Here is a 23,336-nt window from a genome sequence, read left to right as displayed (position 1 = left end):
TGATCCGAAAAGCCGGGGTTGTTGCGCTGCGTCACGATTGTCTTGTTGCAGTCATATTTGGCGTCTAACGTGTTAACCTTATCTTAACCGTTGCGACTGAAACCGCTCCGGAAGGGACCCAGATTCAAGCCGATCAGGCGCCCGGTTGACCCCGGGGCTGATGGATCGCGTTTTTTCTCAATCGCCAACTCGTATCGAGGCTACCCACAATGAATCACCCACGCATTCGGATGTCCAAGCTTGCCCTTGGTCTCGTGGCCGCACTTGCGGCTGCGCCTGCGTTTGCCCAGAGCACCTCCGCCGGCGTCGGCGGCCAGGTCGTCAACAATGGCGGCTCGCCGGTGGCTGGTGCTGAAGTCACCATCACCCATGTCGAGTCGGGTTCAGTAAGTCGCGCAACGACCGATGCCTCAGGTCGTTACAACGCGCGCGGCCTGCGTGTGGGTGGCCCCTACACCGTCACCATCACCAAGCCTGGTGAAGGTACCAAGACCGAAGAGGGTGTCTACCTGACGCTGAATCAGACCAGCACCATCAACGCCGCGCTGACTGGCGATCTGGCTGCGACCACTCTGGAGGCGGTGCAGGTCATGGCTGTGGGCGGTGGTTCGGAAGTGTTCAGCGCCACCAAAATGGGTTCCGGTACTGCTGTCGATCGTCAGACCATCGAAGCCCTGCCGTCGATGAATGGCAACATTCAGGACTACATGCGTCTTGACCCGCGAGTCGCCTTCACCGACCGCGCTTCTGGCTCGATTTCGGCCGGCGGTATGAACCCGCGTTTCAACAAAGTCACTATTGATGGCGTGTCGGCTAGCGACACTTTCGGTCTGGAAGGCAACAACATGCCGACCCAGCGCCAGCCGGTCTCGATGGAAGCCATCGAAGCGATGGATATCAGCCTGTCCAACTACGATGTCACCATCGCCGGTGCCGCCGGTGCCAACATCAACGCCGTGACCAAGTCCGGTACCAATGAGTTCCACGGCTCGGTGTATGGCTACATGCGCGATGCCGACTGGTACGGCAAGCACCCGCAGACCAATCTGGATTATGCCGAATTCGGCAAGGAAGAAACCTACGGCATGACCTTCGGTGGCCCGATCGTCAAGGACAAGCTGTTCTTCTTTGCCAACTACGAGAAGTACACCAAGTCGGCGCCTTCGCCGGACCTGTCCAGCTCGCCGCTGTTCAACCCGAACGCGGACTTCAATGCCGCTGACCTCGCCGATGTCATCCGCATCGCCAAGGACAAGTGGGGTATCGATGCCGGTACGCCGGAAGGCAGCGGCAACGGCGATACCACCCTTGAGGAATACGCCGTCAAGCTGGACTGGAACATCAACGAAGCGCACCGTGCGAACGTCCGTTACAGCAAGCTGGAACAGGATCGCGTTCGTCCGAGCACTCCGAGCGCATCGGCCCTTCCGCTGAGCTCGTCGTGGTTCAACCACGTCAAGACCGTTGAAAGTGTCGTCGGCCAGGTGTTCAGCGATTGGAGCGATACCTTCTCGACCGAGTTCAAGGTGTCCTACCGCGATTACTCCGCTGTGCGCGTCAATCCGACCAATGCGCCGTTGATCAGCGTCTATTTTGACGATGGCAACGATAGCAACCAGGTCACCAACGGTGACTACATCCGTTTTGGTACCGAGCGCAGCTCGATGGGTAACGCCCTGCAGACCAAGACCTGGAATTACTTCGGCGCCGCCACTTGGACCATTGGTGATCACGACGTCAAGTTCGGCGCCGAGTTCAGTGACAACGAGATCTACAACTTCTTCCTGCAGGACGCCTGGGGCAACTACAGCTTCTACGGCATTGACGCGTTTGAGCGTGGCGAGTACTTCGACTACGACCTGAACGCCAACCTGACCAACCCGGGTGCCATCGCTGCCCAGTACAGCAACCGCAACCTCGGTCTGTTTCTGCAGGACACCTGGTACGTCAACAACAACCTGACGTTGACCTTGGGTGTGCGCGCTGACCAGATCACCACTGATCGCGACCCTGAATTCAATGCCTGTTTCTCGGCTGCGCCGGGTGCGGCCAATACAGCATTGTGCGGTGCGCGCCACACCGGTGGCTTCGGCATCAACAACAGCAACTCGCTCAGCGACAAGTTCCTGATCCAGCCACGTTTCGGCTTCAACTACACCTTCGACACCGATCGTCTGATGCAGGTGCGCGGTGGCGTGGGCCTGTTCCAGGGGGATGCTCCGCAGGTGTGGATCAGTAACTCCTACCAGAGCACCGGCCTGAACTATCTGGCTTACCAGAACCTGACCGATTGGCAGAACATCAAGTTCAATCCGAACGGTCTCACCCAGAACCCGACCGGTGGCCAGCCGCCGGTGCAGAACGTCAACGTCATTTCCGACGACTTCGAAATGCCGTCGGTCTGGAAGACGAATCTGGCTATTGACGTCGAAACCCCGTGGTACGGCATCGTTGCGTCGGCGGAAGTGCTGCTGTCGGAAGTCAACAACGGCATCTACTACAACACGCTGAACATTGGCCCGGGCTATCAGGATGCCTATGGCCGCATGATGTACTGGAACCCGAATGCCGGTAACTTCTCCAGCACCAGCAACAATCGATACGGCCGCAATGCTTATTTCGGTGACGTGTACCTGCTGGAAAACACCAGCAAGGGCCACAGCCGCCAGCTGACCGTGATGTTGAACAAGCCGTGGGCGCCGGACAGCGACTGGTCTTGGAGCTTGGGTTACACCTATACCAATGCGACGGAAGTAGGCGCGCTGACCAGCTCCACCGCCGGCTCGGGCTTTGGTGGCCAGTACAACTTCAACGTTAACGAGAACACAGCCGGCACCTCGCGTTACGAGATCAAGGACCGTATCTCCGGTTCGTTGAACTGGAAGCACAAGTTCTTCGGTGACTATGAGACCAAGGTGGGCCTGGTGTACGAAGGTCGTAGTGGCCGTCCGTACAGCATGATCTTTGCCGGCGACGCCAACGGTGATGGCCGCACCTTCAACGACCTGTTCTACATGCCGTCCGGTCCGGGCGACGTGCTGTTCGGTTCGCTGAGCAGCTCCGGTGTGTTCACTGCCAACCCGCAGATGGAAGCGGACTTCTGGAAGTGGGCCGAGGGCAAGAAGGAACTCGCCGGTTATGCCGGCACCTACGTGCCGGAGAACGCGCTGCGCTCCAAGTGGGTGAACACGTTTGACGTGCGTATCAGCCAGGACCTGCCGGGCTTCATGAAGGGTCACAAGTCGCAGATCTGGATGGACATCCAGAACATCGGCAACATGATCAACAAGGATTGGGGTCATATCCTGGATTACGGCTTCAACGGTAATGAGGCCGCTGCCAGTCTGATCGGTATCGACAAGGCCACTGGCAAGTACGTGTACGGCTACCGTTCGGGTACCCAGTTCGGCCAGCCTGGTGCGGTCGGGGTCCCGACTGACAGCGACGGAAATACCAATGGCATCTCCCAGTGGTCTGTCCAGCTGGGCTTCCGCTACCAGTTCTGATCGTTTGACTGATCGGATGTGAACCGAGAACGGCCGGGGCAACCCGGCCGTTTTCCTTTTTGTGGGGGCGGCGCTAAAGTCGATCGCCGATATGGATGGAATGACGATGGAAAAGAGCAGGAAGGAAGGTATGGCGCGTGCGCTGCCGGTGCAGGATGCGCGTATCTACCCGCGTGGCGGGCTGGATGTGCTGTCGCGGGCGGAGGTGGCGCGGCTGCGCGATGCCTCCAGCGGCGGCATGCACGAACTGCTGCGCCGTTGCGCGCTGGCGGTGCTGACCAGCGGCAGCGCCTCAGATGATCCGCGTGCGGCGCGTGACCTGTATCCGGATTTCGATATCCAGGTGGCGCAGCAGGATCGTGGCGTGCGCATCGACCTGAGCAACGCTCCGGCCATGGCGTTTGTCGACGGCGAGATCATCCGCGGTATCGCCGAGCTGTTGTTCTCCGTGGTACGTGACTTGGCCTACATGGCCATCGAGCTCGGCCCGGAATACGCCTCGGACCTGGAAACCTCCGAAGGTGTCACCAATGCCGTGTTCGGGGTGCTGCGCAATGCGCACATCCTGCAGCCCAGTGAGCCGAATCTGGTGGTGTGCTGGGGCGGCCATTCCATTTCCCGCGAGGAATACCTTTACACCAAGCAGGTCGGCTATGAGCTGGGACTGCGCGGCCAGGATATCTGCACCGGCTGTGGTCCGGGAGCGATGAAGGGGCCGATGAAGGGCGCCACCATCGCTCATGCCAAACAGCGCAAGGGCAATATGCGCTATATCGGCATCACCGAGCCGGGGATCATCGCCGCCGAATCGCCCAATCCGATCGTCAACCATCTGGTGATCATGCCCGATATCGAGAAGCGCCTTGAGGCGTTTGTGCGTCTCGGTCACGGCATCATCGTATTCCCGGGCGGTGTGGGGACGGCGGAGGAAATCCTGTATCTGCTGGGTATTTTGCTGCGCGAAGAAAACCAGGCGCTGCCATTCCCGTTGATTTTCAGCGGCCCGGCAATCGCCGCGCCGTATTTCGAACAGATCGACCGCTTCATCCGCCTGACGCTGGGTGAGCAGGCCGCCGAGCGCTATGAAATCATCATCGGCGATCCGGTGGCGGTCGCACGCAAGATGGCCCAAGGCATCAAGCGGGTGCGCGAATACCGGCTGGCGCACAAGGATTCATTCTTCTTCAACTGGTCGGTCGAGATTCCGGCCGAGTACCAGCATCCGTTTGTTCCCACCCATGAGGCGATGGCGGCACTCGACCTGCATCGTGGTCGTCCGGCCCCCGAACTGGCAGCGGACCTGCGTCGCGCGTTTTCCGGCATCGTCGCCGGCAATGTGAAGGAGGAGGGCATGCGTCGCATCGAGGAGTTCGGGCCGTTCAAGATCCACGGCGATGCGGAAATGATGCACGCGCTCGATGGCCTGCTGCGCGCCTTCGTCGAACAGCGCCGGATGAAGATTTCCGGCGAGTATCGCCCCTGTTACCAGGTGGTGACCTGAGGGAACGGGCAACCCGTAGGAGCGCAGCTTGCTGCGCGATGGGCTTCACCGGGAAAGCCTCATCGCGCAGCAAGCTGCGCTCCTACCGCACTTCGTGGTGAGTGACGAACGTGATGGTCGCCTGATATCGCCCATCATCGGCGCGTGTTTCCACGCGCCCCCCCATTGCTGCTACGCGCTCGCGCACCGCGCGCAGGCCCACGCCATGCCCGGCACGCATGGATGTGGGGGTGGGCGGTAGGTCATTGCTCACGCTGACCTGCACTTGGGTGGCATCGGATTCCACGGCGATGCGCAGCAGGCAGCTTGTGGTGGAGAGTTCCACGCCGTGATGGATGGCGTTCTCGACCAGCGGCTGGATCGACAGCATGGGTACCGGCAGGTCGGGCAGCGCCTCCGGCAATGCCCATTCGACACGCATGCGCGGGCCGAAGCGGAGCTGCTCGATCTCGGCGTGGCGACGTGCCAGCAGCAGCTCTTCATGCAGGGGAATCAGGCTGGGTCCCGCCAGTGCGGCGCGGAACAGGTCGGCCAGGTCCAGCAGCAACTGCTCGGCCTTTTCCGGTTGCTCGTGTACCAGTGCGGCGCCGGTGTTCAGCGTATTGAACAGGAAGTGGGGGTGGATACGCGCCTGCAGTGCCTCCAGTTCCGCCTGCTTGGCCTGTATGGCCAGTTGTCGCGCATTCCAGTAATTGCGGAAGATCGCCACGCCGATCAAGCCCACGGCCAAGGCAATGCCGCTGAACTGGAGCCACAGGGCGCGCCAAGCTTCGTGGGGCAACATCAGTTGCTGGTGCAGCAGCAGCCATACCAGCGAGCACACGCCGCTGGTGGTCACCAGCAGGGTAGCAAGCGTGAAATAGGCCACGCCCAGTGGACGTAGCTTGCCCAGTGAATGGCGCAGCACGGCAAGTACACCCAAGGTCAGCAGGCTGATCCACTGGATCAACAGTGAGGTCAGGCCGAAGTGCACCCAACGGCTTCCCCCAATACCGGGAGCGAGCGCCAGAATCACCGCCAGCAACTCGCCGGCCAGCACGATGAAAATGAGGCTGGATGGCTGCCACAACACTTCCAGAGGAAGGCGCGTGCGCTCAATCGTGCGGGCGTAGATGGGCAGGGGCATGAGCTATGGGCCGTTGGTGGCTGGAATGCTGCCGCCTGTCGGCATGTGCTGGCGATTGTGTCAGGGATTTCATTAGCGTACAGCGATCGAATCGGTGGATGGGGAATTCCATGCTGGGGATGAAAGGCGGCGCCGGGCGGGCGCGCGGCTTCACTTTGCTGGAGCTGATGGTGACCGTGGCGGTACTGGCCATCCTGATGGCCATTGCCGCGCCCAATTTTTCCGCACTCATCAATAGCGACCGTTTGACTTCCCAAGCCAATGAATTGGTGGCGGTCATCCAATATGCGCGTTCCGAGGCGGTGCGCCTGAATGGCCGGGTGACCCTGTGCCCGTCTGCCGATGGTGCCGCCTGCTCCGGCAGCGACTGGTCCCGGTCCATCGTGTTGGCTGCCCGGAACAACGAGGTTCTCAGGCAGTTCTCGGGCAATGGCAAGGCGACGATCAGTGCGGATGTGGACGACGTCACCTTCAGTGCCGATGGGCTGGCCCGTGACGGCAGCGGCTTGCTGGCCACGGCGAATGTCACGGTCTGCATCGACACGACTCGCCCACCCGACAACCAACGGGTCGTGCAACTGGCCAGCGGCTCCCGGGTATCCATCCAGCAGGCGTCAGGCGCCTGTCCATAACGGCTGAACGAGGTGGTTCAGGTGAAACAGAATTTTCGCAGGCGCAGGCTGTACTGCCGCCCGGTAAATGGGCGGGGCATGAGCCTCATCGAAGTCATGATCGCGGTATTGGTAATGGCCATCGGATTACTGGGCATTGCCGCCATGCAGACAGTAGCGCTGCGCAACAGCCAAGGGTCGTTGGAACGTAGTCAGGCGGTCATCTCGGCCTATGCGGCGCTTGAGGCCATGCGTGCCAATCGCGACGCGGCATTGTCGGGTGGCTATAACACCGGCGGTTTCATTTGTGCCGGCCCGGGTACGAGCTCGCTTGCCGCTGCCGACACCACGGCCTGGATCAATGGTTGGCGCACCGCTTTGGGTCTGGCGGCTGCCGATACTTCGGGCTGCGGCAACATCGCCTGCAATGCGGGCACGGGTATCTGTGAAATCCAGTTGCGATGGGATGAAAGCCACGCCAGCGATGCGGCTGCTGGCGGCAAGGTGGCAGGCAGCACGGCAAGAATCTTCCGGACCAAGGTGCAGCTATGACGGCGAAGAGTATCCAGCGCTGGCGTCTGCGTTCGCAGGCGGGTTTCAGCCTGATCGAATTGATGATTGCCATGCTGATCGGCTTGCTGGTGGTGGGCGCGGCCGTTGGCATCTTCCTTTCCAACCGACAGGTTTATCGCGCCACCGAGGGCGTGGGGCGCTTGCAAGAGGGAACGCGCGTTGCCTTCGAGCTGATGTCGCGTGATTTGCGCGAGGCCGCCGGCAACCCCTGCGTCAACAATCTGCCCATTGCCAACGTGCTCAACAACTCCGGTGGCAATTGGTGGAGCAACATCAACTCTTGGGCCGACGCATTCCAAGGCTATGCCGCTGGCACGGCCGCCACCGGGCTGGCCACTGGTAGCGGCACCGGCCAGCGGGTTGCCGGCACCCAAGCGCTGCAGTTATTCAGTGCCGATGACAACGTGGTTACCGTCAGCGCGCATGACACCAGTGGCGCAGTTTTCACTGTCAACGACAGCGGGCATGGCATTGTCGCCGGTGATCTGGCACTGGTTTGCAATGGTAGGCAGGCCGCCATCTTCCAAGTGTCCGCGGTTGGCGGCGGTGGCACTACCATTTCCCATGCGGCCAGTGCAGGCACCCCTGGCAATGCCCGAACTGGCCTCAATATCGACGGCGTCAGTAACCTCAATTATAGTCCCAGTGCTACCGCAGGCGCTGAATCGGTGTCGATATTGGCCAAGCTGCGCGCCGCGCGCTGGTACATCGGCAATGGCAGCAATGGTCCCTCGTTGTACCAGCAGGTGGCTACCGCCAATGGCACCGTCACTGCGCAGGAAGTGGCCGAAGGCGTGTCCGACCTGAGCGTCCTATATCTGGTCGAAGGTCAGACGACCTATCAGGCCGCCGCCGCTGTGGGCGGCAATTGGGGTGAGGTCACCTCGGCACGCATTACCCTGACCTTGGCCGGCACCGACCGCGTAGGCGCAGGTGGCGAAACCATCCAGCGCCAGTTGATCCATGTCGTCAGTTTGCGGAACCGCAACCCATGAAGATCATTCATTTCTCCGGGCGGCAGCAGGGTGCCTCGTTGCTCGTCGTACTCATCCTGTTGCTGCTGATGACGATCATGGGCTTGGCCGTGCTGCGTGGAACCACGATGGAAGAGCGCATGACTGCCAACCTCTATGATCGCAGCCTGAGCTTTCAGGCTGCCGAGTCGGCCTTGCGCCAGGGCGAGGTGCTGGCCCGGGCAACGACGGTTGCTGCCGTGCCTTCCAGCGGTTGCAGTAATGGCGTGTGTAGTCTGCCGGATACCACAGCAGCTGACCGTTGGCTGGATACCAGCTTCAACGGCTGGCGCGCTGCCAGCAACAACCTTGCCGATAGCAATACCCCGATGCCGGATGCACGCTACATCGTCGAGTATATGGGCATGACACCAACTTGGCCGGCCTGCGACCGTCAGATTCCGAGGGAAAAGCTGTGTTTGACCCCTCGTTTCCGCATTACTGCCATTTCGGCAGAAGACGGGCGTGCCGTCGTGATGCTCCAAACCACTTACAACATTCAGTGAGGAAGCCTGCCATGAGCATGCCCCGAGCCAAGAATCCGTTGCGTAGCCCTTGGGGTTCGCACTTCCTGTACATGCTGGCGGCTTTCTGCGTCACGTTATTGGTATCACCGGCAAATGCGGGCATCAGCTTGCCGACCGACCCGTTGACCACGGGCGCGCGCGTGCCGCCGAACATTCTGTTTATCCTCGACAATTCGGGTTCGATGGATCGCAACTACATGCCGGATTCGGTACCTGCCGTTGCGCCCGTCGCTATTCAGGCTAGCACCTACGCACGCAATACCATTTATTACAACCCGGCTCTTACTTACCAGCCATGGACGCTGCCTGACGGTACCTTGATGACAGGTGGGCAGGGTTATACGTCCGCCTACAGCGATGTGCGTCTTGTTCCCTACACGAGCGTGGGGCCGGGGGGAGTGGGGACGTTCAGCACCAGCAGCGGTACAGTCAACCTGCTGAGTAACGTGCAAACCTTCTATGTGCCGCAGGATACCAGCAGGACTGATGAAGCCTACCTGGGTAATACGGCTAATTACTACCGTTACCAGATTCATACAGATGGTGTGATCGTGCGCAGCGAATATACGACGCGCTCGGGGACTTCCCCTAATTACAATCAGGGACTGGCGAGTCGCAATTGCAGTACGAATACTGGCAGCAACTGGCGCAATTGCACCCAGATCACGCCGACCGGGCGCACCGAAGCACAGGAGCGTGCGAATTTTGCCACATGGTATTCCTACCATCGCACCCGGTACAAGGCGGCCAAGGCAGGCGCGAGTGCAGCTTTTGCTTCGCTGGGTAGTGACATTCGTGTCGGCTTCCGCGTCATCGGCAGCAATGGTGCCAATGACAGCCCCATCAATACCGCGGCCAACAGGAATTTGCCCACTTACGCCGTACCGATTCCAGTGGCGTACAACGACGGCCTGTTTTCGGATACCGGCACCACCAGCGAACCCAATGCGTACAACAACCGTACGCAGTGGTTCAACCGCTTGTTCGGTGCACGCGGCAACAACGCAACGCCGTTGCGCGGAGCCTTGCGTGCGGCAGGCCAGTATTTCCAGAACAGCACAACAAGCGGGCCATATGGGCCGGCGGCGGCCGCCGATCAATTGGCCTGTCGACAGAATTTCACAATTCTCACTACGGATGGCTTCTGGAACGAGTCGGGTTTTACCGACAATACCATCGGTGACGCCGATGGTACGACGGGGCCGCAGGTGAACAACCCGGACGGCACATCGGGTTACCAGTATTCCCCGGTGGCCCCCTACATGGGCGGAACGGCATGGGATGGTTCGCCGACCTTGGCTGACGTGGCCATGTATTACTGGCGGACCGACTTGCGGGGCGATTTGGACAACCTCGTGCCAACCAGTGGCAGCAACCCGGCTTTCTGGCAGCACATGGTTACCTTCGCCATCGGTTTGGGTGTGGCGGGCACGGTTGATCAGAGTAGTGTCGATGAGGTGCTGGCCAACGGCAACGCTACCTATCGTGATGGTAGTAACAATATCATCAATGGCTGGCCAACCCCGCAGAATAATCACGCCACCGGCGTCAGTGATTTGTTGCATGCGGCCGTCAATGGTCGGGGAACTTATGTTGCAGCCAACAACCCCGCTGAGTTCGAAAAAGGCCTGAAGGCCGCGCTGGCAGCAGTGATTGAGCGTACGGGTTCATTTTCCAACGTCGAAAACAATTCCGAAGTGCTGAACACTGGCTCCCGTTTGTTCCAGGCAACGTATGTCTCTGGTACCTGGACGGGCGATGTGGCTGCCTATCCGATCAGCAGTGCTGGCGTCAATGCGGTGCCGACATGGCGTGCGAAAGATGGCGTTCCCACGGTTAACCGCAAGCTGTTCACGACAGCGGGCGCATTTCCGGCATCGGCCACGACAGCGCAATTGAATGCGCTGGAGCGCACTGGCGTTACCAATTACCCGGTCAGTGGTGCGCAGAATGCTGCCTATATTGCAGGTGGGCGTAATCATGAAACTGCCAACGGCGGTACGTTGCGCAATCGAAATCACGTGCTGGGCGATATCGTCGGTTCCTCGCCGGCTTACGTGTCCACCACTAACACCTTGTACGTGGGCGCCAATGACGGCATGTTGCACGCCATTGATGGGGGTACAGGCGCCGAGCTGTTTGGTTTCATTCCCAATGGCATCAACTGGAGCGATCTGGGCACCCTGAGCCGCCCGGATTACAGTCACCGTTATTTCGTCGATGGCCCCATCATTGTGTCAACGAAGGAGCAGACGCCGAACAAGAACCTGCTGGTGGCCGGCTTGGGCAAGGGGGGCAAGGGCTTGTTCGTGCTGGACGTGACCAACCCGGCGGGTTTCGACCAAAACAAATTCAAGTGGGAGGTGACTGGCACAGAGGACGACATGGGCTTGGTGCAGGGCAGGCCGATCATCGCCAAACTCAATAACGGCATAACGGCGTTGATTGTCAGTAATGGCATCAATAGTACCAATGGCCGAGCTGTCCTGCTGGTCTATAACTTGGAGACTGGTGCTCTTATCAAGAAGCTCAGCACGAATGTTGGTTCGCCAATCGCCGACCATGCCGATTCCAATGGTCTTTCGGCGCCGGCTGGCTGGGACATGGATGGCAACGGAACGCTGGACTACCTTTATGCCGGTGACATGCTGGGTAACGTTTGGAAGTTCGACCTCAGCGCTGCCAGCAGTAGCGGCTGGGCTATTGCCAACAGCAGTCAGCCGATTTTTAAGGCTACCTACACCAAAGCCGACGGTAGCGTCGTGCGCCAGCCCATTGCCGGTGGTTTGACGCTTGCGATGCACCCGACCAACTACAAGACCTGGGTGTTCTTCGGCACGGGCCGTCTGATGACGGCTGGCGACATGCAGAACAAGGACGTGCAGAGCATGTATGGTTTCGTTGATGATGGGTCCACGCTGGTGCGCGGTGGCAATCTCACCAAGCGGACCACGGTGGTTTCCGGTGTTATTAATGGCAGGGCGGTACGTACATTCCAGGAGCGTGAGAAGCTGCCTGCGTCGTCCAAGGGGTGGTACGTGGATTTGTTGACGCCGCCCGGTTATGTTCCCGAAGGCGAGAGAATCGTGACAACCGCCCAAGTGATGGGGGGGGGGCACGAGACGGCATTGCTTACTGCTAGCGCCATTCCAACTGCCAGTGCCTGCCACTCTGATGGTCGTGGCTTCCTCAATGCGTTGGATGCCTTCACTGGCACCAGTCTTACTTCAACGTTCTTCGACGTCAATGATGACGGCAAATTCACGGAAGCGTTGAATGCCACGAAGCCAGATGGCAGCAGCACGCAGATACCGGTTGGTTCGGTGGACATGGGGGTGGGTATGCCGACCATGCCGAATTTGATGGGTAATCCGGACGAAGATCGTTGCCTGATCAGCGTGACGGGTTCCAATGGTCAAGTAAGAACCATCCCTTGTCGTGATGTTCGCAATACTGGCCGTGTTTCCTGGCGTGAAATCAAGAGGGGAAATTGAGTCATGGCATTCATCGGCAACATGTATGGGCGACGCATGGCGGGGCAGCAGGCAGGTTTCAGCCTGATTGAATTGATGATCGTGGTGGTCATCATCGCGGTCCTGGCCTCGATTGCCTATCCCAGCTACCAGCGGCACGTCATCAAATCCCGGCGTGCCGCGGTGGAGGCATGCCTGCAACAGCATGCACAGCTCATGGAGCGCCATTACACGACCAACATCACCTACGTCGGCGCGGCCGCGCCGACGTGTGAGGCCAATCTTGCCAACTTCTACGAAGTGGGATTCAGTGGCCCAGTGACTGCCCGCAACTACACGATTCAAGCTGCTCCCACCAGCAGACAGCCAGATGGGGCGTGCGGTACCTTGACTCTTAATGCCCAAGGTGTCCGCACCAACAGCGGGTCGGGCACTCTGGCCGAGTGCTGGTGATCAGCGAAGGGAGCGGGGAGGACCATCCTGCTCCGCGTCCTCGCTGTTGTTGTCTTTTTCTGTGACGACAACTTTTCCGGCGATCGGCAAGCAAATGTCGAAAACCTCTCCCGCTGGCTTTGGGTGTCTTGAGCGAGGCGATACGATGGCAACGGAAAGGGCTTGCGAGTGATTGCAAGCCCTTGAAGTTTTTGCGTACGGACTTGTTGTAGAAGCGCGACGCCCTCTCGACATGGATGACTTGGAGCGCCATCTACGATTTGGCTACGCTGGAAAAACGAAGGGCCGCCGAAGCGACCCTATGTTCTTGATGTATCTGGCGCCCGAAGTTGGACTCGAACCAACGACCCCCTGATTAACAGTCAAGTGCTCTAACCGGCTGAGCTATTCGGGCGGGGAGGCGCATTCTACGTAGTGGAAACTTGCGGCGCAAGCCTTTGTGCGTGTGTTTTCGATAAAACATGCAGTTGGGCGCAGTGCTAAGCGGGGCAGGCGGTAGGCGCAGCAGGCCGGCTGCTGCGTGCGCGGCCAGCATTGTTGACGACCACACTACTCAGCAATTCGCCTTTCTTGTTGCAGATGCAAAGGGTCAGGTTGCTCCCGGCGCTGCGGCCATCGGGAAGGTAGCGAACCTGTTTGCGTCCGGCGGTGCTGGTGAGCCTCAGGTGGCGCGAGGCCGGGGTGCTGTCCGCACCCACGATATCGGCCGGCTGATCGGGTTGGCGGTTACCGTCGCGGTCGAGGAATAGCAGCCAACCGTCGCCCCAGTCGGTGTTTGCATTGCAGGTGGCGCCATCGCGGGAAGGGCAGAGGATCACCGGCGCGCTGCGTGTGATGGCGGTCATGCGTGCTTGCGCGAGGTGAGTGATGAGGTTGTGGTTGGCAGCGATGGCGCGTTGGCGCTCGATGAGCCTGTCCATTGAGGGGGCTGCGATGGCGGCGGTGATCCACAGTACGCAGGCACAGACAATGACTTCCACGAGGGTGATGCCGGTTTGCCTGAAACGTGCGGGAGCGAGTGAAGCGGGTGGCATCCTTGCCATGTTCTTTCCTTCCGGTTCCATGAAGGGCCGCGGGAATATCATTGTTCCTGGCGGTGGCGTGGCGCAGTCGGCAATGGGGCGGGTGGTGTGTAGGGAAGATGCTCAGCCAGCCGTCATCCGGGCGGCGGCTATACTTGCCGGTCGCTTTCGTTTGTGCCGCCATGTCCGATCATTTCCAGCTTGTCTCGCCGTACTCGCCTGCCGGCGACCAGCCTGCCGCCATCGACAAGCTGGTGGCCAACTTCGAGGCGGGCATCGCCAAGCAGACGCTGCTCGGTGTCACCGGTTCGGGCAAGACCTACACCATCGCCAACGTGATCCAGCAGGTGCAGCGGCCGACGCTGGTGATGGCGCCGAACAAGACGCTGGCGGCGCAGCTGTATGGCGAGTTCAAGGCGTTCTTCCCGCACAACGCGGTGGAGTACTTCGTCAGCTACTACGACTACTACCAGCCGGAGGCCTATGTACCGTCGTCGGACACCTTCATCGAGAAGGACAGTTCGATCAACGAGCACATCGAGCAGATGCGCCTGGCCGCGACGAAAACATTGCTGTCGCGCCCGGATGCGATCGTGGTGGCGACGGTCTCGGCGATCTATGGCCTTGGCGCGCCGGAAGACTACCTGTCGCTGCGCCTGATCCTCTCCAAGGGCGAGCGCATCGACCAGCGTGACCTGATCAATCATCTCACCACGTTGCAATACACACGCAACGAGTACGAGCTGCAGCGCGGTACGTTCCGTGTGCGCGGTGAGGTGATCGACGTGTTCCCGGCCGAGCTGGACAGCGAGGCGGTGCGCATCGAACTGTTCGATGGCGAGGTCGAGCAGCTGAGCATGTTCGACCCGCTCACCGGTGAAAGCCTGCGCAAGATGCAGCGCTACACCATCTATCCGAAGACCCACTACGCAACCACGCGCGAGCGGGTGCTGGCGGCGATCGAGACGATCAAGGTCGAGCTGAAAGAACGGCTGGAACAGCTGTACGCGCAGAACAAGCTGGTGGAGGCGCAGCGGCTGGCGCAGCGTACCCAGTTCGATCTGGAAATGATGGCCGAGGTCGGCTACTGCAACGGCATCGAGAACTACTCGCGGCACCTGACCGGCAAGGCCGCCGGCGATCCTCCGCCGACGCTGTTCGATTACCTGCCGCCTGACGCGCTGCTCGTCATCGACGAATCGCACGTGACCATTCCGCAGATCGGCGCGATGTACAAGGGCGACCGCTCACGCAAGGAGACGCTGGTGGAGTTCGGCTTCCGCCTGCCGTCGGCGCTGGACAACCGCCCGCTGCGTTTCGAGGAATGGGAGGCGCGCTCGCCGCGCAGCATCTATGTGTCCGCCACACCGGGGCCCTACGAGTTGCGCGAATCGGGTGATGAAATCACCGAGCTGGTGGTGCGGCCCACCGGACTGATCGATCCTCCGGTCGAGATCCGGCCCGTGGGCACCCAGGTCGATGACCTGATGTCCGAATGCACGGCGCGTATCAAGATGGGCGACCGTGTGCTGGTCACCACGCTGACCAAGCGCATGGCCGAGAACCTCACCGAGTACCTGAGTGAGCACGGCATCCGCGTGCGCTACCTGCACTCGGATATCGACACGGTGGAGCGCGTGGAGATCATTCGCGACCTGCGCCTGGGCAAGTTCGATGTGCTGGTCGGCATCAACCTGCTGCGCGAGGGCCTCGACATGCCGGAGGTGTCGCTGGTGGCGATCCTCGATGCCGACAAGGAGGGCTTCCTGCGCTCGACCGGCTCGCTGATCCAGACCATCGGCCGCGCCGCCCGCAACGTGCGTGGCAAGGCGATCCTGTACGCGGACAAGATGACCCGCTCGATGCAGGCGGCTATCGATGAGACCGACCGCCGCCGGCAGAAGCAGGTCGAATACAACCAGGCCCATGGCGTCGTACCGATGTCCGTGGCGCGTCCCATCACCGATATCCTTGAGGGCGCCCATTCGGAGGGTTCGCTCAAGTCCAACCAGAAGGGCAAAGGGCGGCGCGTCGCCGAAACCGAGGCGGAGTACCTGCCACTGGAGCCGGCCAAGCTTGCCGCGCGCCTCAAGGAGCTGGAGCAGCAGATGTACCAGCACGCGCGTGACCTGGAGTTCGAGGATGCGGCCCGCGTGCGTGACCAGATCCAGCGGCTGAAGGAAGCAAGCCTCGGCTGAGCGGGGCAGCGTGAAGAATTTTCGGGAAAGTGTTGTTCTTTGTCGCAGGCAAGGTTAAGATACGCGCCCTCGCAACGAACAAACTGTTGCCGAGAAGGGCGGTTAGCTCAGCGGTAGAGCACTACCTTGACATGGTAGGGGTCACAGGTTCGAACCCTGTACCGCCCACCACGAAATCAAAGACTTAGGACTTTGGCTCGTGGCACGTACGGAAAAAATACGGAAAAGCGGCCTGCATAAGCGCCGCTTTTTTTGTGCCTCGATTCTGAGCTGGTGACGTGGCCTTTCATGCTCGGGGTGTGTCACCTTCAGCGTCCGATACGAGCATTGGAGTGCATCCCTTGGCCGATCTTGTAATGACCCAGCGATTCCTGCACAGGTCTGGCCACTAAATCGTACGCCTCGGCGGTATCGTTCAGGTTTTCTTATCCTATCGGCACGTGCTATTCACGCAGGGTTTGTCGGTCGCTGGCGTATGGGCGCGGCGGAGTTGGCGATCCGCACCGTACGTTCGGCTTCGATCCGGTGGTGACCTCCATCGCGCTGTGCACGTAGATGAAGCACGTGGCGTTACCGGTCGAACAAGCGCTTCATAGAGCGTTTGGATGGGAACTAGAGCCCTGTGCGGCAAATGCCACGCATACAAAAGAGCCATACAGGGAATAGTTGCGCTAATCTTTTGTTCCTTAGAAGGAACAATCATGGCTCCCAGCGCAACTTCCCGGATGCGTCGCTTAGCCCGGTTCAAGCTTGATCAAACCGGTGATTGGCTGCGTCAGATACTACCCAGACTTCGACCCGTACCACGTGGCGGTTGGATCGCGGCCACTCGCGACGCCTTAGGAATGTCCCGAACCGAGCTCGCACGACGACTGGGGGTGCAGCCTAGTTCGGTGCTCAAGCTGGAGAACAGCGAGCGGGCCGGAACGGTGCAGGTTGACACATTGCGCCGCGCAGCCGCGGCCATGGATTGTGAAGTTGTCTTGCTGGTGGTGCCGAGACAGTCGCTACAGGCAAGCGTCGATCAACAGCGCCTGAAGCTCTTCAACGCCACATTCAATCGGACTGCGACCCACATGAAGTTGGAAGATCAGGCGGTCTCCGAAGAGCTTCGACGCTATCTCCTGGAACAGGCTGAAACCGAGATCCCGGATACCGCACTGTGGCGGGTACGGGAGGAGGACCTTGGCTGATCTCCAGCGATTCAAGTTCACACTAAAGGACAGGCAAGACTTGGCATTGACTGTGTCCTGGCACTGCATCTGTAGGTAGCTTGGCGAGAACAGCCGCAAGTCCTTGTCCAGACTGTCTGGCTGCGACCGGAAGCTCCGACTTTAGGGGCGCTGAAGTAGCTTCGCGTCGACATCTTTCAAGCGAGAGATCAGACGACGCGAACCAATCACGGGCTAGCTGGCTATGTGCTGGGACTTTGGGTGGAGCAGGGGCGGGTTGCCAGAGGGGTGTCCGTAGCGGGTATGTTGATTTCGTAACGGGTACTGCGGCCGCCATCTGGTAGGCGGCGCAAGTAGCCCCTTTCCACCAAGTCGATGAGGTGGCTGTCGGTGGTGGCTTTGGATACCTTGGCCACTGCTTGGTACTGGCGGGTGTTGATGCCCTGCTCGAAGCCGTGCTCACCACCATCAAGAAGGCGATTGAGCACTTTCATTTGGTCTGCCGACAGCGATTGGGGGCAATGGTTCTGCCAGAAAGATCCCTTGGCCTTCAGTCGGTTGATCCGATGCCAGGCCTGAATCAGGCTGTCATGCAGGGTGCTCAGGAACCATTGCAGCCAGGCGGTGATGTGAAGGCTGCGCTTCTGGGTGCTCTCAAGGATGCGGTAGTAGCCTGCGCGGTCAGCCCATATGCTGGCCGACATGGTGTAGAAACGGATTGTCTGTGGTTGTGCTTGGGCCAAGGCCAGATCGGTCAGGGCTCGAGTGAGGCGGCCGTTGCCGTCGTCGAAGGGATGCAAGGTGGATGCATCTACCCGTTTCGAAACCCGCAGGTTCTTCTCTGGTCCGATGGATTTTTTCGAATTTTACAAACGGTAATGAGTGTTATTTACGATAAAGGATAACTCTTTACAATAAAGGAATTCCTTTACATGTAGAGTTTTGGTGGATCATTTTTCTTGCCTATTCCCTATTTATATCAATGGCATGCAGACTTATCCACATTTTTCCCACGTGGGAAAATCATGAGATCTGGCCGATGTGGACGATGCTAAAGACCGAATTCTTCGTCAGCTACGGTGCTGAGAGGTGAGTTGTACGCGTCCGACTGACCTGCTCCCCTGAGCCGTGACAAGCAGCGATGCAGGTGTTCTCGAGCACCGCGCTTGGAGTGAGGTTAGGACTGTGACGTGATCGGCACTGTGCGCGCCGATCACGATTCAGCACTGGTAGCTGTCACTCGGCGTCCCCCGTCTTCAGTAGAGGGGCTGTTTGGAATCCGGTGTTCATCGTCGCGGCATTGGCCGTGAGTTGTCGTGCATAGGCGGCGGGCGTCAGCCCGCCGTGTAAGGCTGACAGGCCTCCCGAACCCTAGGGGGTGCGACCATTACTCCACACTTCACAAAGCCCACTGGTGGCGGTTGTGAAGTGCATACGGTCCCCGAATCCAAGCCAATTGCTACATGTAGGGGTGTGGAGTAATGGTCGCCCCCCCACGAATTTGGCGTGGAGAAATGATCGCACCCATCCGTCCAAAGAGGACTGCTGACCTCTCCCTTCAGCGGTCTGAGTCGTCAGGAGGGGGAGGCGCTTCTTGTAAGCTACGACTAGATATTGGGTAAAAAATGCAGGATAGGCACTATATCTGGCGCATCCTCGGGGTGGGGCGAGCGACGAGGCGATGAAGGGGGGCATATCCAGAGGTCGCCGAGTAGGGCTGAGAGGCCTCCCGAACCCTAGGGGGTGCGACCATTACTCCACACTTCATAAAGCCCACTGGTGGCAGTTGTGAAGTGCGTACGGCCCACGCATCCAGGCCGATTGCGACATGTAGGGGTGTGGAGTAATGGTCGCACCCCCAAGAGCTTGGTGTGGAGAAATGATCGCACCCCCCACGAATCCAGAGGGAGAAGTGATTGCATCCAATCCTCTCCCATCAGCTGTACCGGAAAATAGCGGCTTCGCGGCCGGGTCTTCGGCTAGGTAGTTGAGAGCTGGATTTCAAGCTCCAGAAGAATCTCGACCTTTTCACGGTTCATGAGTTGACGCCCCCCGAAAGACTTGCATGCCAAGCAATTCGGGCTGCCAAGAATCTCGACCATCAGGCTGCGGTGAGGGGTCAAAAAGCCCCCTTTCTGTAGCCCGGAAAAGAATCTCGACCTTTTGTGCGGCATGAGCTGCGAGTTTCGTCCCGAATGGCTTGGTACATAAAGGAATCGAGGGCGAAAGAATCTCGACCTTTTTGGCCTGATGCAGGGCAAAAATGAGGTTGCTCGGCATGGTCACTAATGAATCTCGACCTTTTTCAACGGGAGCATCGGGCGAAATCACGCCCAAAGGCTTGCCTAGCAACGGTCCTAAAGGATAGAGAATCTCGACCTTTTTGGCGGACACGCCTGCTGGCGGCGAGGGCAGCACACCCTCACCAGCAAGCCAGGGGCCAATTCCCGCCCACTGGCATTGGTGATCTGGGAAGTGGAGCTTTTGAGACCAAGGCTTTGCCGTGTTGTCGTGGATGGCCATCCCATAGCAAAACCCGTGAAGTTCGCTATGGGAAATCACCCCCGTCCACACACTACTGCTGCATGGGAATAGGGTTCCGTCCCCATGCATTAGCAAGCCGCCCTTGTATGTGAACGTCCTCCAAATCCCATGCAATGCATGGGAACGGTGGGTCTTCCCCATATACGCAGTCATCATGATTTTCCCTGGTGACCTGGGAATCGACCTACTTTTGGCGCTTTTCTGCGCCTGGCTATCCCATAGCGAAATCCGCTATGGGAAAGCACCCCCGTCCACACACTACTGCTGCATGGGAATGGGGTTCCGTCCCCATGCAATGGGGGAAGCCTCCCATGTATGTGAACGCCCTCCCAATCCCATGCATTGCATGTGAACGGTGGGCCTTCCCCATACATTGGGGAAACGATCTTTCGCTAACCCTGAAAACCCACTTCTGCCTGCTTTCCCTGTATGGGAAATTTTCCATTCCCATAGCAAGTAGATATATGGGGAACAGGAGAATTATGAGTCACCAGCTTTACGAGCTGGACCTAGGCCAACTGGCCAACACCATTGAAGACCTCACCAAGCAGGTCACTGTCCTTGAGGCACTGATCGAGATCGAAGCCAAGCAGCTGAGTAAATCCTTCAAGGAAGCGAGGAAGAACGCCAAGGACCAACTAGGCGAAGCCACCACCAAGGAAAAGCACAAGGCTCAATTTGCACCACTGCTCTTTCACACCCGGCTCCACAAGGGCAGCTTGGAGATCAACTGGTCACTGCTGAAGGCCAAGACCAAGCCCAACGGAGCGAGTGCTAGCAGGCCGATCTACCACAACGTCGCCAAGGGCAAGGGGTTCGGATACCGTTTGCCGGATCTGATGTCACTCTCCCGTGACTACCAGCAGGTGCTGGTACTCGAAGCCGAACAGAAAGCTGTGGTGCTCCGAGAGCTGTGGTCGAAGATCGTCAACTTGCGTGTGTCGATCCGGACGCTGAGTCGTCTCTGCGAAGAGAAGACAAATCCGGTGGAAAAGGTCGAGGAGGCCAAGCGTGAGGGATTGGCCGCTGAGCTGGCGGTGCAGGGGGATGAGCGGGAGAGGCGGCGCCTTGCCGATGCCGAGAAGGCGGCCATGACCTATGAATTCGATAAAACTCATTTGGGGGCCTCTACTGAATGAGGTATTCGTTATGAAAGACCCTGATGACATGGGCGTGTCCGATTTTTTGTGTGTGAGGCGGTTTAGTCCGGAAGTCTCTTTCAGCGAGCCAGCGTGAATCGGTCTTCGTAGATTATCGCGAACTGGTTCATCGCCGCTTTCCAGTGCTGAGACGCGCGGCTCCACTCGGCGGTGATGTTCCGCAGCGCCAGCCAGATCAGCTTGGTGGCGGCCTCGTCGCTGGGGAAGTGGCCGCGGGTCTTGATGATCTTGCGCAGGCGCGCATGCACGCTCTCGATTGCGTTGGTCGTGTAGATCACCCGGCGCACGTCCGGCGGGAACGCGAAGAACGGCACCACGCGCGTCCAGGCACGGCGCCAGGCGGCGACCACCGTCGGGAAGCGCTCGCCCCAGTCGCCGGCCTCGAACGCATCCAGCTCGGCCTCTGCGGCCTCGGCGGTCGGGGCCGTGTAGATCGGCTTGATCGCCGCCGCCAGCGCCTTGCGGTCCTTCCAGCCCGCATAGTCCAGGCTGTTGCGGATCAGGTGCACGATGCAGGTCTGCAGCGTGGTCGCCGGGAACACCGCTTCCAGCGCCTCCGGGAAGCCCTTCAGGCCGTCAGCCACGCCGATCAGGATGTCGTTGACGCCGCGCGTCTTGAGGTCGTTGAACACCTTCATCCAGAACTTCGCGCCCTCGGTGTTCTCGATCCACAGCCCGAGGATGTCGCGGGTGCCGTCGGCCAGCACGCCCAGCGCCAGATACACCGCCTTGTTGCGCACCACGCCGTCCTCGCGGATCTTCACCCGCAGCGCGTCGAAGAACACCACCGGATACATCGCTTCCAGCGGCCGCGCCTGCCATGCGGTGACCTCGGCCATCACCTCGTCGGTGACCTTGCTGATGAACTCCGGCGACACCTCGACGCTGTACATCTCGGCCAGGTGCCCCTGGATCTCACGCACCGTCATGCCGCGGGCGTACATCGAGACGATCCGATCGTCGAACCCGGCGAAGCGACGCTCGTGCTTGGGGATCAGCTGCGGCTCGAACGTACCCGTCCGGTCGCGCGGCACGTCGATGCGCAGCGGACCCTCGTCGGTCAGCACCGTCTTGCCGCTGCGGCCGTTGCGGTGGTTGCCGCTCCCGCCCTCGGCGTCGGCCAGGTGCAGGCCGAGCTCCGCGCCCAGCGCCCGCTCGATCACGGCCTTCTTCAGCTGCTGGAACACGGCTTCGACCCCGGCCGCGTCCATCGGACCCGGGATCAGCTTCTCGAGAAATTCCTTCGGCAGATCAATGGCCGGCGTGACCACCGGCGTCTTCTTCTTGCGTGGCATACATGCTCCTTGGCAGCATCATGGTATGCCTCTCACACAAAATTTCTGACACGCTCGATGACATCGAACACGAGGCACCCGACCCAATGACCATCGCAACTGCACCACTCGACATGCCCCAGTCCGAACAGGACGTGTGGAGTGCCTTGCGCAGCTACTTGAACCTGCAGGTGCCGCTGGCCGCTATTCTCCGCAGCCCATAAGGTTTCCTTAATCAGGGTGATCGCCCACAAGAAGAACAGGGCGGTCGATCCGCGACCGTCCTTCAGTTCCGTAAGCCAGGCAACAAAGTTGCCCCGTCCACTGAAGACCAGAAATCCTACTGCAGATGAACGGGGGTAGCAGGCTACGCCTATGGGAGAGCCGCGAGGTGTAGGGCTGGCGCACTGCTACAACATCTTCCCTCCTTCTCTTGTTAGTAATCCTGCTAACAGCATATGATGTGCTGTCTCAGGTCATGCGCCGCCCGGGTCCGAGACTGCCCTCATGCCGTTGTTCTGCTTCCGCTTCTGCAGCCACCACTTCCGCTCGACGGAGGTGGTGTGATGGCTGCGGTCGTGGCACTGGATGCCTTGGTGCATACCGGTCGGGTTTGGCGCGGCCAGCCGGCGGGTGTTCCGGAGGTTGCGCCTCAGCCCACCGGGTATGACGCGCTGGATGCCGTGCTGCCGGCCCGGGGCTGGCCTGCACACGCCCTGTCGGAGATCCTGCTGCCGGCTGACGGAATGGGGGAGATATCGCTGGTCTGGCCAACCTTGGCCCGGCTCACGCGTGCAGGCTTCAGGGTCGTGCTGATCGCGCCGCCCTATCGACCGCATGCGCCGGCATGGGCCCGGGCCGGCATGGACCTGAGCCAGGTGCAGGTTGTCCATGCATCTCCCCGCGAGGCCTTGTGGGCCACGGAGCAATGCCTGCGCTCGGCCGCTTGTGGCGCGGTCCTGTGCTGGCCGGCCAAGGCCGATGACCGCGCGTTGCGTCGCTTGCAGGTCGCTGCCGAGACGGGCCAATGCCTGGGTTTCGTGTTCCGTGATGCACGCCATGCCGACAACCCGTCACCGGTCGCGTTGCGCCTGCAGGTCAGTCCCGGCCAGATCCGGGTGCTCAAGTGCCGGGGGGGCAATCCTCCCGCCCGGTCGATCTGCTTCTCTGCGATTGCGTGAAT

Annotated in this window: 17 protein-coding genes and 2 tRNA genes; 13 read left to right on the top strand and 6 right to left on the bottom strand. The window is 59.9% G+C overall.

What is annotated here, in order from left to right:
* The first annotated feature begins 230 nt into the window (after positions 1 to 230).
* Both ACSBPQ_RS09730 and ppnN read left to right on the top strand, forming a co-directional pair.
* Positions 231 to 3,506, top strand: coding sequence for a TonB-dependent receptor (locus ACSBPQ_RS09730; RefSeq protein WP_442681955.1), 3,276 nt, complete (start codon positions 231 to 233; stop codon positions 3,504 to 3,506).
* 106 nt (positions 3,507 to 3,612) lie between these two features.
* On the top strand, positions 3,613 to 5,007 hold the full coding sequence (gene ppnN, locus ACSBPQ_RS09725) for a nucleotide 5'-monophosphate nucleosidase PpnN (protein WP_442681954.1): 1,395 nt from the start codon (positions 3,613 to 3,615) through the stop codon (positions 5,005 to 5,007).
* Between the two features lie 82 nt (positions 5,008 to 5,089).
* On the opposite strand, the gene ACSBPQ_RS09720 is transcribed toward ppnN, so the two are convergent.
* Positions 5,090 to 6,133, bottom strand: a complete 1,044-nt coding sequence (locus ACSBPQ_RS09720; RefSeq protein ID WP_442681953.1) for a sensor histidine kinase — start codon at positions 6,131 to 6,133, stop codon at positions 5,090 to 5,092.
* 98 nt (positions 6,134 to 6,231) lie between these two features.
* Here ACSBPQ_RS09720 and ACSBPQ_RS09715 point away from each other — a divergent pair, with 98 nt between their 5' ends.
* The 6 genes from ACSBPQ_RS09715 to ACSBPQ_RS09690 all read left to right on the top strand — a co-directional run bounded on the left by ACSBPQ_RS09715 (position 6,232) and on the right by ACSBPQ_RS09690 (position 12,783).
* On the top strand, positions 6,232 to 6,765 hold the full coding sequence (locus tag ACSBPQ_RS09715) for a GspH/FimT family pseudopilin (RefSeq protein ID WP_442681952.1): 534 nt from the start codon (positions 6,232 to 6,234) through the stop codon (positions 6,763 to 6,765).
* Between the two features lie 78 nt (positions 6,766 to 6,843).
* Positions 6,844 to 7,296 (top strand): type IV pilus modification protein PilV, encoded by a 453-nt coding sequence (gene pilV / locus ACSBPQ_RS09710; RefSeq protein ID WP_442681951.1) that lies wholly within the window; start codon positions 6,844 to 6,846, stop codon positions 7,294 to 7,296.
* Complete coding sequence (locus ACSBPQ_RS09705; RefSeq protein WP_442681950.1) at positions 7,293 to 8,312, top strand: PilW family protein; 1,020 nt, start codon at positions 7,293 to 7,295, stop codon at positions 8,310 to 8,312. Before pilV ends, ACSBPQ_RS09705 begins: the two co-directional genes overlap by 4 nt.
* Positions 8,309 to 8,836 (top strand): pilus assembly PilX family protein, encoded by a 528-nt coding sequence (locus tag ACSBPQ_RS09700; protein WP_442681949.1) that lies wholly within the window; start codon positions 8,309 to 8,311, stop codon positions 8,834 to 8,836. The genes ACSBPQ_RS09705 and ACSBPQ_RS09700 overlap by 4 nt, the downstream gene beginning before the upstream one ends.
* A gap of 11 nt (positions 8,837 to 8,847) precedes the next feature.
* Entirely contained in the window at positions 8,848 to 12,351 is a 3,504-nt protein-coding gene (locus ACSBPQ_RS09695; RefSeq protein WP_442681948.1) for a pilus assembly protein, read from the top strand.
* Between the two features lie 3 nt (positions 12,352 to 12,354).
* Positions 12,355 to 12,783, top strand: a complete 429-nt coding sequence (locus ACSBPQ_RS09690; RefSeq protein WP_442681947.1) for a type IV pilin protein — start codon at positions 12,355 to 12,357, stop codon at positions 12,781 to 12,783.
* A 317-nt stretch (positions 12,784 to 13,100) separates the two neighbouring features.
* Here the strand turns inward: ACSBPQ_RS09690 and ACSBPQ_RS09685 are convergent.
* A tRNA-Asn gene (locus ACSBPQ_RS09685) sits at positions 13,101 to 13,177 on the bottom strand.
* Between the two features lie 85 nt (positions 13,178 to 13,262).
* Complete coding sequence (locus tag ACSBPQ_RS09680; RefSeq protein WP_442681946.1) at positions 13,263 to 13,847, bottom strand: GspH/FimT family pseudopilin; 585 nt, start codon at positions 13,845 to 13,847, stop codon at positions 13,263 to 13,265.
* Between the two features lie 140 nt (positions 13,848 to 13,987).
* Between ACSBPQ_RS09680 and uvrB the strand changes: the two genes are divergently transcribed.
* The 3 genes from uvrB (at position 13,988) to ACSBPQ_RS09665 (ending at position 17,196) form a co-directional block, all read left to right on the top strand.
* Positions 13,988 to 16,003 carry an excinuclease ABC subunit UvrB gene (uvrB, locus tag ACSBPQ_RS09675; protein ID WP_442681945.1) on the top strand — a complete coding sequence of 672 codons (2,016 nt, stop codon included), beginning with the start codon at positions 13,988 to 13,990 and terminating at the stop codon, positions 16,001 to 16,003.
* A gap of 96 nt (positions 16,004 to 16,099) precedes the next feature.
* A tRNA-Val gene (locus ACSBPQ_RS09670) sits at positions 16,100 to 16,174 on the top strand.
* A gap of 434 nt (positions 16,175 to 16,608) precedes the next feature.
* Complete coding sequence (locus ACSBPQ_RS09665; protein ID WP_083490107.1) at positions 16,609 to 17,196, top strand: helix-turn-helix domain-containing protein; 588 nt, start codon at positions 16,609 to 16,611, stop codon at positions 17,194 to 17,196.
* A gap of 221 nt (positions 17,197 to 17,417) precedes the next feature.
* On the opposite strand, the gene ACSBPQ_RS09660 is transcribed toward ACSBPQ_RS09665, so the two are convergent.
* Both ACSBPQ_RS09660 and ACSBPQ_RS09655 read right to left on the bottom strand, forming a co-directional pair.
* Positions 17,418 to 17,975, bottom strand: coding sequence for a Fic family protein (locus ACSBPQ_RS09660; RefSeq protein ID WP_232522520.1), 558 nt, complete (start codon positions 17,973 to 17,975; stop codon positions 17,418 to 17,420).
* A 1,228-nt stretch (positions 17,976 to 19,203) separates the two neighbouring features.
* Positions 19,204 to 19,698, bottom strand: coding sequence for a hypothetical protein (locus ACSBPQ_RS09655; RefSeq protein WP_152979548.1), 495 nt, complete (start codon positions 19,696 to 19,698; stop codon positions 19,204 to 19,206).
* Between the two features lie 503 nt (positions 19,699 to 20,201).
* Between ACSBPQ_RS09655 and mobI the strand changes: the two genes are divergently transcribed.
* On the top strand, positions 20,202 to 20,858 hold the full coding sequence (gene mobI / locus ACSBPQ_RS09650) for a conjugative transfer protein MobI(A/C) (RefSeq protein ID WP_057640794.1): 657 nt from the start codon (positions 20,202 to 20,204) through the stop codon (positions 20,856 to 20,858).
* Between the two features lie 80 nt (positions 20,859 to 20,938).
* On the opposite strand, the gene ACSBPQ_RS09645 is transcribed toward mobI, so the two are convergent.
* The gene (locus tag ACSBPQ_RS09645; RefSeq protein ID WP_001137513.1) at positions 20,939 to 22,174 is read right to left on the bottom strand and encodes an IS256-like element ISEc58 family transposase; all 1,236 of its coding nucleotides are present in this window, start codon (positions 22,172 to 22,174) and stop codon (positions 20,939 to 20,941) included.
* Positions 22,175 to 22,719: 545 nt separating this feature from the next.
* Here ACSBPQ_RS09645 and imuA point away from each other — a divergent pair.
* Positions 22,720 to 23,334, top strand: coding sequence for a translesion DNA synthesis-associated protein ImuA (gene imuA / locus ACSBPQ_RS09640; protein ID WP_057640795.1), 615 nt, complete (start codon positions 22,720 to 22,722; stop codon positions 23,332 to 23,334).
* Positions 23,335 to 23,336: the final 2 nt, after the last annotated feature.

It is taken from the genome of Stenotrophomonas sp. JC08, from assembly GCF_052180205.1.
Lineage (GTDB): Bacteria > Pseudomonadota > Gammaproteobacteria > Xanthomonadales > Xanthomonadaceae > Stenotrophomonas.
Note: the sequence above shows the minus strand (reverse complement) of the source record. Positions and strands in the feature narration are given on the sequence as shown.